General features: G+C 41.9%; 11 protein-coding genes. 5 read left to right on the top strand and 6 right to left on the bottom strand.

The window, feature by feature from the left end; translation table 11 throughout:
- Positions 1-172: 172 nt before the first annotated feature.
- The gene (locus CXF69_RS05645) at positions 173-1060 is read left to right on the top strand and encodes a patatin-like phospholipase family protein (RefSeq protein WP_227522962.1); all 888 of its coding nucleotides are present in this window, start codon (positions 173-175) and stop codon (positions 1058-1060) included.
- A gap of 171 nt (positions 1061-1231) precedes the next feature.
- On the opposite strand, the gene CXF69_RS05650 is transcribed toward CXF69_RS05645, so the two are convergent.
- On the bottom strand, positions 1232-1819 hold the full coding sequence (locus tag CXF69_RS05650; RefSeq protein ID WP_101205996.1) for a hypothetical protein: 588 nt from the start codon (positions 1817-1819) through the stop codon (positions 1232-1234).
- Positions 1820-2217: 398 nt separating this feature from the next.
- On the opposite strand from CXF69_RS05650, the gene argA reads away from it, so the two are divergent.
- Positions 2218-3540, top strand: a complete 1323-nt coding sequence (gene argA / locus CXF69_RS05655) for an amino-acid N-acetyltransferase (RefSeq protein ID WP_057762129.1) — start codon at positions 2218-2220, stop codon at positions 3538-3540.
- Positions 3541-3678: 138 nt separating this feature from the next.
- On the opposite strand, the gene CXF69_RS05660 is transcribed toward argA, so the two are convergent.
- On the bottom strand, positions 3679-4410 hold the full coding sequence (locus tag CXF69_RS05660; RefSeq protein WP_101205997.1) for a BamJ family beta-barrel-assembly machinery protein: 732 nt from the start codon (positions 4408-4410) through the stop codon (positions 3679-3681).
- Between the two features lie 456 nt (positions 4411-4866).
- Between CXF69_RS05660 and CXF69_RS05665 the strand changes: the two genes are divergently transcribed.
- On the top strand, positions 4867-6531 hold the full coding sequence (locus CXF69_RS05665) for a mechanosensitive ion channel (RefSeq protein WP_101205998.1): 1665 nt from the start codon (positions 4867-4869) through the stop codon (positions 6529-6531).
- A gap of 128 nt (positions 6532-6659) precedes the next feature.
- On the opposite strand, the gene CXF69_RS05670 is transcribed toward CXF69_RS05665, so the two are convergent.
- Entirely contained in the window at positions 6660-8111 is a 1452-nt protein-coding gene (locus tag CXF69_RS05670; protein WP_180952675.1) for a hypothetical protein, read from the bottom strand.
- Between the two features lie 298 nt (positions 8112-8409).
- On the opposite strand from CXF69_RS05670, the gene CXF69_RS05675 reads away from it, so the two are divergent.
- Complete coding sequence (locus CXF69_RS05675; RefSeq protein WP_101205999.1) at positions 8410-9192, top strand: meso-2,3-butanediol dehydrogenase; 783 nt, start codon at positions 8410-8412, stop codon at positions 9190-9192.
- A 179-nt stretch (positions 9193-9371) separates the two neighbouring features.
- On the opposite strand, the gene CXF69_RS05680 is transcribed toward CXF69_RS05675, so the two are convergent.
- From CXF69_RS05680 to CXF69_RS05690, 3 genes are all read right to left on the bottom strand, one after another.
- Positions 9372-10067: a lysophospholipid acyltransferase family protein gene (locus CXF69_RS05680; RefSeq protein ID WP_227522963.1), complete on the bottom strand. Its 696-nt coding sequence runs from the start codon at positions 10065-10067 to the stop codon at positions 9372-9374.
- 165 nt (positions 10068-10232) lie between these two features.
- Positions 10233-12119 (bottom strand): DNA topoisomerase IV subunit B, encoded by a 1887-nt coding sequence (gene parE, locus CXF69_RS05685; RefSeq protein WP_101206001.1) that lies wholly within the window; start codon positions 12117-12119, stop codon positions 10233-10235.
- Positions 12120-12229: 110 nt separating this feature from the next.
- On the bottom strand, positions 12230-12898 hold the full coding sequence (locus CXF69_RS05690) for a YqiA/YcfP family alpha/beta fold hydrolase (RefSeq protein ID WP_101206002.1): 669 nt from the start codon (positions 12896-12898) through the stop codon (positions 12230-12232).
- A gap of 187 nt (positions 12899-13085) precedes the next feature.
- Between CXF69_RS05690 and CXF69_RS05695 the strand changes: the two genes are divergently transcribed.
- Entirely contained in the window at positions 13086-13346 is a 261-nt protein-coding gene (locus CXF69_RS05695; protein WP_101206003.1) for a DUF1289 domain-containing protein, read from the top strand.
- Positions 13347-13866 lie beyond the last annotated feature (520 nt).

The following is a 13866-nucleotide window of genomic DNA, read 5'->3' on the forward strand; positions in this document are numbered from 1 at the left end:
ACCAATAACTGATGTCTTATTTTTTGAATTCTGGCAATTTCATAAGGTGTTTTTCTATGCTTGTTTCTATTTTGCCTCCTCAGTTTCGTCACAATCTGATCGTCATCTAAAGAGCACGCTGCGCATCAGCTTAATATCAATTCTCGGTTTGTATATTAGTGCATGTAGCACGTTGCCATCGACTATTCCTGCAACACCAGATCCTATTATTAAGCCCCCTACTGTTGCACTGGTGCTAGGTGGCGGCGGTGCAAAAGGGTTTGCTCATGTGGGCGTCATTAAAGCGCTAGAAGAAAACGGTATCAAACCAACATTGGTGGTCGGTACGAGTGTGGGTAGCTTGATTGGCAGCTTATACGCCAGTGGTTACACGCCTGCACAGCTTGAGCAATTGGCACTAACCACTACTGATAGCCAGCTCACAGACTTTACTTTGTCCAATCAAGGCTTCATCGAAGGTATTAAGTTAAAAAACTTTATCAATAGCAAAGTGAATGCGCGAACCATAGAAGACTTTCCTATTGCTTTTGCGGCAATCGCAGCAGAGAAACACACTCTGAAGAAAACAGTCTTTACCACTGGCGATGCAGGGCTTGCCGTACAAGCATCCTGTAGCGTACCCAATATTTTTATTGCCCCGCGCATTCCTGAAAAGGTCGGTAAAAAATATATCGATGGCGGTGTGGTCAGTTTAGTACCCGTAGATAGCGCCTATGACTTGGGTGCTGATATTGTCATTGCTGTAGATGTGACGGGAGCTCAAGGCAGTGATAATACGAGCAATCAAATAGCGACTATGAACTCATTGAGTGATTTTTGGGGCTTTCTCGAAACCAATATTCTAGCTACCAACCTGACTGCTAAGCGCTCCGCGTCAAATCAGAGTGAGCGGGATCGAGCGGATATTTTTATTACTCCCAATGTCGGTCGTAACAGTTCAATAGATACTAGGCAACGGCGTAGTCTGATACAAGCAGGCGCTCAAGCTACAACGCCACAAATCAATGCTATTAAACAACTTATCCAAGAGAAATCTAGTAGCAAATATGCCACGCTGTAATTGAGTATTTTTACTTATCAGTAAAATTATCAAACGCCCTAACACATCATAAAAAAAGCACCGCAGCTATAAACTGTGGTGCTTTTTTATTGGTAGCTTTCAGTACTAAATGGATAGTTTTCAGTGCTAACTACATCAATGCTAGCTAAATTCTAATCCAAAAACTCAGGACTATTTGACACGAGCGCGGTATTTTACAGCGACAGTATCATTTAAACCTACGCCTTCTAGGTCCCAACGTACCGCTTTATAATATTTAAGCGCGACATCTTGTAGCTGATTATCTACTTTGGTACGTAATGGCATACGGGCAAAATTATTGCCATCTACACTGCCGTACGGGAATTCAGGGGCAACTGTCTTTAACAGTTCTACCTGCTCTGGAATACTCATCGTAACGGTCATTTTACGGACGCGATCTGCATTGGTATTGGTAAAGTACCCTTGATACTCCAATACATTGCCTGACTGCAAACGAGTATTGGTATCTACAGGGACGAGTACTTCTTGACCATTGGCATCAACACTAACCAATGACGCTGTAATTCTGCTGTTAACGGCTTGAGCACTTGAGTTGTTGCTCTTGTTAGCATTTGTCTGAATAGCCATTGAGCTATCAACCGCTTGCTCTGGTGTTGGCAGCATTGCTGAGGCTTGTGTAACTACCATCGCACCGATGAGCGTACCGGCAACAACGTGAAATAAGCGGTGGCCGCTCCAAGCACTGAACGGGCTAGCAAACTGGTTACTTTTTTTCATGATTTTCATTATCCCTGGTTGATATATCGGTAAAACACAGATGGTGCAACTTAAGTTATTTTTATAATTTGTTCAACAGATAAAACGCATTACGATGTACACAAGATATCGCTGTGAAATAGTCCATACAATCTATGAAAAACATGAACTCACTTATCTAACCTGATTATCTTCGCTCAGCATCTGTAAAGCAATAGCGCTTAGCATAACAAAAAGCATTTGTACGTACATTAACCCAGTGTTGAGGTTGTGTATATCAGCGATTGGCAATTAGAATGCTTGAATACAGCTGAAATAAAAGATAGCTCATAACCGCATTTTTTGCTATGGTAAATCTTTAGCGTTAGGCATTTTTTTGCTGCGCCCCTTTTCTTATTCTAACGACTACTGCTCCCATTATGACTACTAGCTCCATGCCCCAGATTAACCCTGAATACGTCCATTGGTTCCGTAACTCTGCACCCTACATTAATACCCATCGCGGCAAAACTTTCGTGATCATGTTTGGTGGTGAAGCGGTCAATCATGCGAACTTCAGCACACTTATTCATGATTTTGCCTTGTTGCATAGCTTGGGTATCAAGCTGGTACTGGTACACGGGGCACGACCGCAAATCGAAAAGAACTTAAAAGACGCTAACATTGAATCGCCGCTACATCAAGACATCCGTATTACGCCACGTGCGGCGATGCCGTCTATTTTACAAGCCGTTGGTGCTATTCGTTTACAGATTGAAGCTCAGCTATCAATGGGGCTAGCCAACTCTCCGATGTATGGTTCGCGTATCGATGCGATATCGGGTAACTTCGTGACAGCGCGCCCATACGGTATCCGTGAAGGTATTGATTACCAAATGACGGGTGAAGTGCGTTCTATCGATGTGGAAGCCATCAAAAATAACCTGCTTCACGACCATATCGTTGTACTAGGCTCGATGGGCTACTCTGCGACTGGCGAAGTATTTAACTTATTGGCGGAAGATGTGGCCCTAAGCGCGGCCGTAGCACTGGGTGCTGACAAGCTTATATTCTTAGGTGAAGAAGCGGGTATCAACGATGATGATCGTTTATTACGTGAAATGATTCCTAATGAAGTTGATCGTTTCTTACGTGACCGTGATCTAAATTGCGAGATCAATTATTTCTTAAACTGTGCAAGCTTGGCCTGTCGTCAAGGTGTGCATCGTACGCATATTATCTCATATGCCAAAAACGGCGCATTACTAGAAGAGCTATTCACACGTGATGGTTCTGGCACGCTTATTAGCCACGACCCTTATGAAGAAATTCGCCGTGCCAATATCGATGATGTGGTTGGTCTTATTGAGCTGTTGTCACCTCTAGAAGAGCAAGGCATCTTGGTCAGCCGCTCACGTGAGCGCTTGGAGCAAGAGATTGACAACTATAGTGTGATTGAGCGTGATGGTATGATTTTGGGCTGTGCAGCATTGCATACGCTAGATTCAGAGTCAGCGGAAGTTGCCTGTGTTGCCGTACGTCCTGAGTATCGTAGTGGTAGCCGCGGCGCAGATTTGTTAGCGTTTCTAGAACAGCAAGCGCGTAGCCATGGCTTGTACAAGTTATTTGTTTTGACCACTCGTACTGCCCATTGGTTCGTCGAGCAAGGCTTTGCTGAGGTTGAAGCCAGCGCTTTACCTGAAGCACGTTTAGAGAAATACCATAATGGCCGTAACTCTAAAGTCTTTCAAAAAAATCTATGATTTATCACCAACTTGATATCGGCTTTGTAAGCTCGATATCAATCTGAGGTAAAATATTAGTCGTAAAAAAGCCTTCATAATTATATGAAAGCTTTTTTGTAGGCTAAGTACCTAAACTAATAATTTTGCTTTAGATACTTATTTTACTTTTAATAGCTCAACAGTAAAGATAAGCGTGCTGTTAGGCTCGATACCAGCGTTACCCGCTTCACCATACGCGATGTCTGATGGGATATAGAACTCGTATTTTCCGCCTTCTTTCATCAACTGTAGACCTTCAGTCCAGCCAGCGATTACTTGGTTTAGTGGGAACTCGATTGGCTCACCGCGCTCATAAGAGCTGTCAAATACCGTGCCATCAAGCAATTTACCTTCGTAGTTTACTTCAACCACGTCAGTTGCTTTTGGTGATTTACCAGTACCTGCTTTGATAACTTTATACTGTAAACCAGACTCTGTTTGCTTCACGCCTTCTTTTTTAGCGTTTTCTGCTAAGAACGCAGTACCAGCGGCTTTATTTTCTGTCGCTTTGGTTTCCATGTCTTTAACAAACTGCTCTTCTTGCTCTTTTTGATAGTCCATCAATACTTGTTGCATCTGCTCTTGGGTCAATGCTGATTCATTGCCTTCGTAGCCATCACGGAAGCCTTTTTCAAAAGTATTTAGGTCTAGATCTTTGACAGCGTCTTTATTGCCTTCTGCCATCATGAAACCTAAGCTATAACCTACTTTTTCATTAGCTGAGCTTTGTTCAGTAATGGAAACGCTTTGAGCGGCTGTTTCTTGATTGCCATTGTTGGTGCTACAGCCTGTTACTAACAACATAGCGCTAGCAAGTGCACTAACGCCTAAAGTAGTGATTTTTTTCATAAAGTACTCTCTAATTGTAAGAATAGTGGCGAGATGTCACATTCCTCTATAATAACAAATCTTAGTTTTGGGAACCACGCTTTGCACGAAATTATCGGGTCAATGTATAGTCTATGTTAATATCTTCTATCATAATAACAAGTTATCACACAAATATAGTAACAGGTAAAGCTTTCTGTCTTTAAATCCATCAATACATCAGCTAAGCTGAATCAACTAAGGAGATAAGTAACCGAGCGTTAATTTTTATCAAAAATAAGCAGATATAGATAGCGAAGTCACTGTAATATAAATAAGAGATACTGCTGATAATGATTTATGCTCAAAAACGATAATATCTCTATATAACTGATTCTAAAAATACTATTTATGACAACCATCTGTATGTCTTGCTCACTAATCGCTGTATGAACATTGTTTTTGGCGAGTTATATAATATGCTTCAAGGAGGATAAGATGAACCCAATGTACACATCTTTTAACGGCTATCTCGGTGGACCTATCGGTTCCATCATTGGTGCTATTTTGATATTCGTTATTGGTTGGCTAGTAGCCCTTGGTATCGCAGCACTGGTACGCGGCGTACTCTCTAAAGTTAATCTCAATCAGCGTATGAACTCTTCAACAGGTAAAACCTACGACCTTGAAGGTATCATTTCCAAAATTGTTTTCTGGTTTATTTTCATCATTGCTATTTCAGGCGCACTTAGCCAATTAAACTTAAACTCTATCTCAGCACCATTCGCAAATATGGTTAATCAAGTATTGGCATTTATCCCTAATCTTATCGGCGCTATCGCACTTGGTGTGATCGGTTGGGTCGTGGCTACTGTTGCACGCACAGCAATCAACGCTGCACTCGCAAAAACCTCTATGGATGAGCGTTTAAGTGCACAAGCTGGTGTAAAACCAATGAGCAGTACGATTGCTGATATGGTTTACTGGTTCATCTTATTGGTTGTGTTGACCATGGTACTTGGTCAATTAGAGCTTGATGGTTTGTTCGCTCCACTAACTAATATGGTCGACAAAATCTTTAGCTTTATCCCTAACATCTTGATTGCTGGTGTAGTCTTCGTCGTTGGTTATATCATTGCCAAAGTCGTACGCGGCATCGTCACCAATCTTGTTTCTACTTTTAATGTACAAGAATTGGCGTCAAAAGCAGGTTTAAGTGAGCAAAACAGCTTGCCTAACATTGCAGGTTCATTAGCATTTCTTGTGGTTATCATTCCAACCATTATTGCTGCTCTAAACGCATTAAAAATCGAAGTGATTGCTCGCCCTGCGACTAATATGCTTAACAAAATTATGGAAGCCTTGCCAAACATCTTTATGGCAGTCGCTATCCTAGTAGTAACTTTCTATGTTGTACGCATGGTTGCCAACATCATCAAAGGTCTGATTGAGAACACTCAAATCAATCAATTACCTGCGAAAGTTGGTCTACAAGAAACCATGGGTGATAAGAAAATCTCTGACCTAGTTGGTTATGCGATTATCTTCTTCGCTATGCTATTTGCCGCTATTGCAGCTGCTGACTTGTTAGGTTTCGAGCCTATCTCAGCTATTATCACAATGTTTATCGCATTCGGTGCAAACATCATCCTAGGCGCAATTATCCTATTCATCGGATTCTGGCTTGCCAATATCATTGCAGGTGTGGTTGAACGTTCTGAGCAAGGTTCACAATTCCTAGCAAACATCGTACGCGTATTGATTATGGGCCTAGTATTAGCAATGGGTCTAAAAGCGATGGGTATTGCCGATTCGATCGTTAATCTAGCATTTGGTCTGACACTAGGCGCGGTAGCCGTTGCCTTTGCCCTATCATTTGGTCTTGGTGGTCAGGAAGCTGCAGCTCGCTTCCTACGTAAAATGCAGGACAAGATGGATCATGAACGCACTGAAGCGAAAGCAAAATCTGCGCTACAGCCAAGTTCATCAACTCAAGAAAAAGTTGCTGATTCAGTTCGTGAAAACACACCATCTGCTGCTAGCACTCCTACCACTGATTTACGTACCGATGTAGTTGATACACCACGTGTTGATACTAATGACATCTACAACAGTGATAACGTACTTCCTGGTAGCGGTCTCAATGACGATATCAATAAATAAGTATTTTTGATTGTTTAGTTTAGATACGAAAAAGACAGCCTAGGCTGTCTTTTTTTATGTCAGTAAATATATTGATAAATCTATGGCTCTTCTTATTAATAAACGGGTAGAAAGCTAACTACGTCTATCTACTGCTTATCTTTACGCGCTGGAATCGTTAAGCTCATTTGTACTTGAGGCAATTTTTCTTTTTGTGCCCTCGCAGGTTTACTATCTTCTACGCTACTAGCAGGTGGTGTATTTTGCTTATTCATCTCTTGTTGTTTTAATTTCTGCATTTGCTTAGTAAGTTGGCGCTCCCTTTGAGTCATCGCATCAACTGGCTGAATCCACAAATCAATATCGAAAAAATTCTCATTATTCTCAGTGATAAAGTCGATACCAAGCACGACTACATGATGTAGCTCAATAATTGGCAAACGTGTGGCAACGTCCTGTGCGATCTTCGCTAGCTTTGGTTGGACAGCGGCTTTGCTATTAGGCCCTTTAGACTCGTGACCATAAAACACCAGTACATAATGTCGTCCCAAACTTTCATAAGAATGTTGATGTACGACGTAGCCATCTTTTTGCAGCGCTGCGCTTTGTTTAGGGTGTCTATATAGCGTACGGATAAGCTCGTGACGTGAAAACAAAGACTCATCTAGCAGTTGCTGTTGCCAGTGAGCGAGTGGTATGGCTAACTGTTCGTCGTTATTAGCTATGTGATTTTTACCATACGTATCTATCATCTGCATACTTAGCTGAGACCATATCGTGGCCGCTTGTATCATATGCTGATGGTACATCTGAGCAGTTGAACTTTGGTTCTTGTAGGCAAGCGTAATGGCGACCAGTGCTGAGTTAGGTTCGTCTTGTACTTCGTTTTTGATGAGCGCATTATCTACTACAATAGCAGGGGCAAACAGGTCTGGACTTTGCAAAAAGTGCTCAACCAAAGCGTCTTCTGACTCGAAACTTGGAATATGATTTACAGCCGACTGTTGAAGCTGTTCTAAATGATAAGCTAAGAAACGCCACAACTCACATGGGGTCCGTACTGCTGCTGCTATCGAGTACCAATCATCCCAGCTAAATACTTGTAGCTGCTGCATGCTTTCGCTCATGTCGACAACTAAATCTTCTAAAAAGTAACGAACCCCAAAATTATGCTTAAGTCGCTGTAGAGCACTGTTTGAATTATTTGCACTGTCATTGTTATCATCTTGATTAAGACTGCTACCTCCTCCGACAAGCTGAATGTCAAAAATCATGGCTTCATAACCAGCTAAGACATTTTCTTCATTTTGAGACGATAATGACTTGTACCATGTAAGTGCTGACTTGACCGCAGTCATACGCACAGCCTCAATGTCAGCTGATTCTGTATCATAGGGTAGATACAGTGTCAGCTCCAACAGCTGTAGCTTGCCAAGTGGCAACTGATATTGATAGTGACGAGCGATATATTGAGCATTGTATTCATGCTCAATCGTATGCATGCCTGCTAAAGTCACTGCCATAGCATCTGCTTGTAAATAACTGACTAGCTCGGTCGTCAGGTAGCCCCAGTCGGGCATGGTAGTAATCGAATGGGACACAAGTTCCAACCTTCTATTATCGTATGGTGAATATCGCACAGGCCAGCTCGTAATAATAACAACATGATTATCGCGTATTACAAATATCTGAATGATGCAAAATTATGCTACATAAGCACTATCAGAGACAGTCGCTTTCAAAGCGATCACTTGTTATGATGATATCAAAGCAATATTGCTTGTGTGCAAGTTTATGGATGACAAACTGTACTGAGTTGTATTTATCGAAACCATAGTCGTTGAATTTTTAATCGTCGAATTTTTAATGACTATTATATAATAATAAGGATTAAACATTATGAAGCGTTTTAAAGAAAAGACCGTCGTTGTAACGGGTGCAGGCTCTGGTATTGGCCGTGCAACTGCCATTCGCTTTGCCGAGGAAGGCGCTAGTGTGGTTTTAGTAGGACGTACGGCAGCAACACTAGAAGAAACTGCAAAAGAGTTGCCGCAAGATCGTACTTGGATTCATACCGATAATTATCTCATTATTACATGCGACATTAGCGTTCAAAGCCAAGTACAAGAGATGGTTGAGCGCGCTATCGACAAATTTGGCAAGATTGATATCTTGGTCAACAATGCTGGCAAAGCAACCCAAGGTAAAATCACGGAATTGTCTGCCGATGATTGGCGCTCTGCTATCGATGTGAATCTAAACGGGACTTTTTACGTCTCTCAAGCTGCTATGCCTCACTTAATTGCATCAAAGGGCAATATCGTCAATATTTCATCGCTCTCGGGCGTGGGTGGTGACTGGAATATGGCTGCTTACAATGCTGCTAAAGCGGGTGTAACCAATTTAACCCGTACATTAGCATTGGATCATGGTTCAGATGGTGTTCGTGTTAATGCGGTTAATCCAAGTGTCACCAAAACCGATATGACTACGGCTATCCAAGATAATGAGTCTAAAACGGATAAGTTCCTAGCTCGCTGTCCGCTTGGACGTTTGGCAACCCCAGAGGATATCGCCGCTGCCATTACCTTCTTAGCAAGTGATGACGCCTCCATGATTACTGGTGTCAATCTGCCTGTCGATGGCGGTGTTATTGCCTCTAACGGCCAACCACAGTTTTAGACTTTTGCACTGATAAACATTCAAATATTACTCAAAAAAAGCCCCTGATATGATGATATCAGGGGCTTTTTCAATATAAATTATTAGAACTTAGTTGTAGACAGCTCTGAGTTTTCGTACCTGTAATACAACCAGTGATTTTAACTTAACTAATGGAACTAATATTTATACCATTTAGCTTATTCAGCTGCATTATTAATGTCTTGTAGTGGCTGCGACAAACGCTCAAGATGTCTTGGCAACACCCCTTTATACTGAGAATATATTTTTGGTAAATCTGATTCGATATCACCTGTAGGATAAACCAGCGACATAAACCGTATTTCTTTAGTATTGTAGTCCATCGCTACTGGCAAAATCGGTACACCAGCACCCACCGCTAAATAATAAAAACCTGTCTTCCACGACTCATTATATTGCCGTGTACCCTCTGGTGATAATCCCAAAAATAATGGTTCACCAGTTTTGAACTTATCAATGCTGGCTTGCAGTACAGAGCCTTTGTTACCACGATCGATAGGAATGACCCCTATCCAATTCAATAATTGCGCAAACACAGGTACTTTAAATAGCGTGTGCTTGCCCATAATGCTGATTTTGATATCTAATGCAAACAGACTTGGAATCGCATAGATACCATCTACATTAGAAGTATGGGGTAGAGCAAGCACTACAGCTTGTGAGATATTTGGAATCTCGCCTACCGTACGCCAACCTGATGCCTTTAACAGCGCGGATGCAATAACAGGCGCAAACTTATTACCACGCTTAGGAACCTTGTCTCCCAAATGCTTTTTGCTAAGTTTTGGGAGTACTTTGGAGCGCGCAGGTTTAGAAACAACAGACTTAGAACGGTTAAAAATCTTCGGTATCATGACAGCACAATATAATGAAAGGTACTGACATAATACCATTAAGCCTTTGTGGCTAGGCTGAATTTTGCGTGCTTTTATTATGTGATAGATCGTTTAGCCATAAATATAAGTAATGACCTATTTCGATATTCTGCACCCATACTTCTTTAGATTCACTGATACCTTTTAAGAAATATCGGCCAAATCACCTTTGCTCTCAAGCCATGACTTGCGATCAGAGGCACGCTTCTTAGCCAGTAGCATATCCATCACGCTATTGGTCAGTACCATGTCATCCATATCTAACTGTACTAAGCGGCGTGTATCACGGCTCATCGTCGTCTCACGTAGTTGCTCAGCACTCATTTCACCAAGCCCTTTAAAGCGTGTAATCTGGGCTTTTTTATTACCCGGTACGTTAGCCAAGATATGTGCAAGCTCTGGCTCATCCAACGCGTAGTGAACTTCTTTACCCACATCCACTCGGTACAATGGCGGCATGGCCACAAATAAATGACCCGCATCCACTAGCGCAGGAAAATGCTTCACAAACAAAGCGCAGATCAATGTCGCGATATGTAGTCCATCAGAGTCAGCATCCGCTAAAATACATATCTTGTCGTAACGTAGCTCGGACAAATCATCAGAGGCAGGATCGACACCGATAGCAATGGCAATATCATGAATCTCTTGACTTGATAGTACTGTATCTGATGAGACTTCCCACGTATTTAGGATTTTACCGCGCAGAGGTAATATCGCCTGATAATGACGATCTCTTGCTTGCTTAGCACTACCACCCGCAGAGTCACCCTCTACTAAGAACAGCTCAGCGCCATCACGTAAATCACCACGGCAGTCTGCCAATTTACCAGGCAATGCGGGGCCCTGAGTAATTTTCTTACGAGCAACTTTTTTGGCAGATTTCAGACGACGGCCAGCTTTATTAATCGCCAATTCAGCGATTTGCGCGCCCATTTCCGCATGCTGGTTTAACCATAGGCTAAAGGCATCTTTTGCCAACGTCTGTACAGCGCCCGCCGCTTCGCGACTAGATAAGCGCTCTTTGGTCTGTCCAGAAAACTGCGGCTCAGAGAACTTCAGAGACAAGATATAGTTCACCCCATCCCAGACGTCTTCCGCGGTTAGTTTCACACTACGTGGTAGCAAATTATGAATATCACAGAACTCACGCAGAGCTTCTAAGATACCCGTGCGTAGTCCGTTGACGTGCGTACCGCCCTGAGCTGTGGGAATCAGGTTCACATAGCTTTCTTGAATCGGCGTGCCACCATCAGGTAACCAAGACAAGGCAAAGGTAATAGCCGCTCGTTCACCTGCTTTCGCATCATAATTATAATAAAACGGTGCTTCAGGTAATGTTTCCAAACCATCTAATTGTTCGCTTAGATACTCGACTACCCCATCCGTAAACTGCCAAACGACCTTTTCATCATTAATATCGTCAGTGAATTCAATCGTCAGTCCAGCGGCCAAAACAGCCTTTGCTTTTAAATTATGCTTAAGCTGTTTTACATTAAATTTGGGTGTATCAAAGAAACTACCATCCGCCCAAAAGTGTACTCTTGTGCCACGTTTGCGTTTGTTTGAGCTGACTGCTTGCGTTAATGGCGTAACTGGTGCGCCATTTTCAAATGCCATATCAAACTGTGTGCTATCACGCCATACCGTAACTTCAACGCGGGTTGATAGCGCATTGACGACAGAGATACCTACACCATGCAGACCACCTGACACTTCGTAATTAGAGGTCGAAAACTTTCCACCTGCATGCAAGCGGGTCAAAATCAGCTCAATACCAGATTGACCAAACTCAGGGTGAATATCAGTTGGCATACCGCGCCCGTCATCTTCGACAGACAACGATCCATCACTATGCAATTGCACCTTGATGGTTTTAGCATAACCAGCCAACGCCTCATCAACTGAGTTATCAATAACCTCTTGCGCCAAATGATTCGGGCGCGTGGTATCGGTATACATACCTGGACGACGACGGACTGGCTCAAGACCTTCTAAAACTTCTAATGATTGCGCATTATATTGACTCACAAATGCATCCTTAACTGTTCGCGTGCGTTTAATTCTATTAAACCATTATAACGAAAAATGGCGACGTTAACGTTAATACTCCATCGCTTACGTCATATAATGTCGTCTATTTAAGGTTGAACTAAATTCTGTAAGATATTCATCACCATGGGCAACTGCTCATCAAAGTCACTGAAGCAATGATCGCCACCCACTTGCACCGTTACCGATGCGCCCTGACTTTGATAAAAATCTTTAGAAAATTCAGAATTTAACAGCTCGTCGCCTTCTTTTAATAGCACAGCAACTTTATCGGGATAATTTACTGATGACAGCTGATTATCTGCAAACCACTGTAAATCTGCAGGCGTAATACTCCAGCCGCCCGCTGTTGTATGCAAGACTTTGCTAGTAGATGACTCATTTAAGTTATCTTGACTTGATATTGATTGATTAGAGAAACGCTGTAAAGTGATATGGGGCTGAGTACTAGGATTGAGCAATAAAACTGGGCAACCTATCTGATTGCTTATCAAAGTGGAAAAATACCCACCTAGCGAGCTGCCGATTAATACTGTATTTGATAACTCAGTCTGCTTATCTGCTGATTTTCTATCTTCACCATTACTTAGCACTTCGATCAAAAACAGTAGTTGCTCACACACTTGAGCGGGGGTTTTATTTAAATCAGGACGCAGCACATTAATATCAGGATAATGAAGCTGGCAATATTTTTCTAACAACACCCCTTTGGTCGAATTAGCATCACTGTCCAATCCATGGATATAAATCAAGTTCACGTATCATCTCACTTATTAATTTTGTTATGATTATCTTATAAAGGCTATCAAAGCTAAGCATAGCACCCGCTAGACGGAAATAATAATAATAAAATGGCACACTATTAGTCAGTATTTGCGACATAATAAGGTTGTACAGTGATTTTATGCAGGTCAAAGGAATGACGGTAGTCATTATGGAGGAGTCATGAATCAACAGTTTGAGCTGTTCGAGATTGCCAATCCATGTATTGGTCTTTGTCAAAGCAATAAGAAGGGTTATTGCTTTGGTTGCCTGCGTAGTCGAACTGAGCGCCAGCGATGGCATGACATGACGACAGAGCAGCAACGCGAGGTGCTAAGGCTTATCGCAGGACGTAAGCTGCGTATAGAACAAATGAGACAGCGTAAAGATGAACAGTTAGGATTCGATTTTGAAGAGATACCTGAGATAGGTGAATTATTTTGAAAAGTAATGAATCAGACCAGATATGCCAACAGTATCCTTAGAATGCATTAAATTTGGCTAAAATATATGCCCAATAACCTAATAGTAGAATCAGTAGTACCCACGGTATGGCGAAACACCAATAATATAAATCGCTAGTAGCAAATACGTAAAAATAAACAGCCATTGCAACACTGATTACAAGTGAAGCTGCATATCCAATCAACAAGGTAAAGAGAACATTATTTTCAACTTTGGTTAAGCTTGGGCTTCCCTCTGCACACATATAGAAAAGAAACCCGAAGGCGAAAGCCCCGCCAATAGTAATATGCAAAAATGATATTAGAACTAGCAACCAAATTGACACGCATACTTCCTTGTTAGTCTAATGACGGCTTTGTCTTTAATACAGTGCTTTCTACAAGTTAGAAGCGCTTTTAATAAAAAATAGCATACCTTCAAGTTTTTCTATAATCAATATTGCAATACGCTTGCTAGAATACATTAGACTGAAATAGGTAGATCCGTCACCAAACCTACG

Source organism: Psychrobacter sp. Choline-02u-9 (assembly GCF_002836505.1).
Classification (GTDB): Bacteria; Pseudomonadota; Gammaproteobacteria; order Pseudomonadales; family Moraxellaceae; genus Psychrobacter.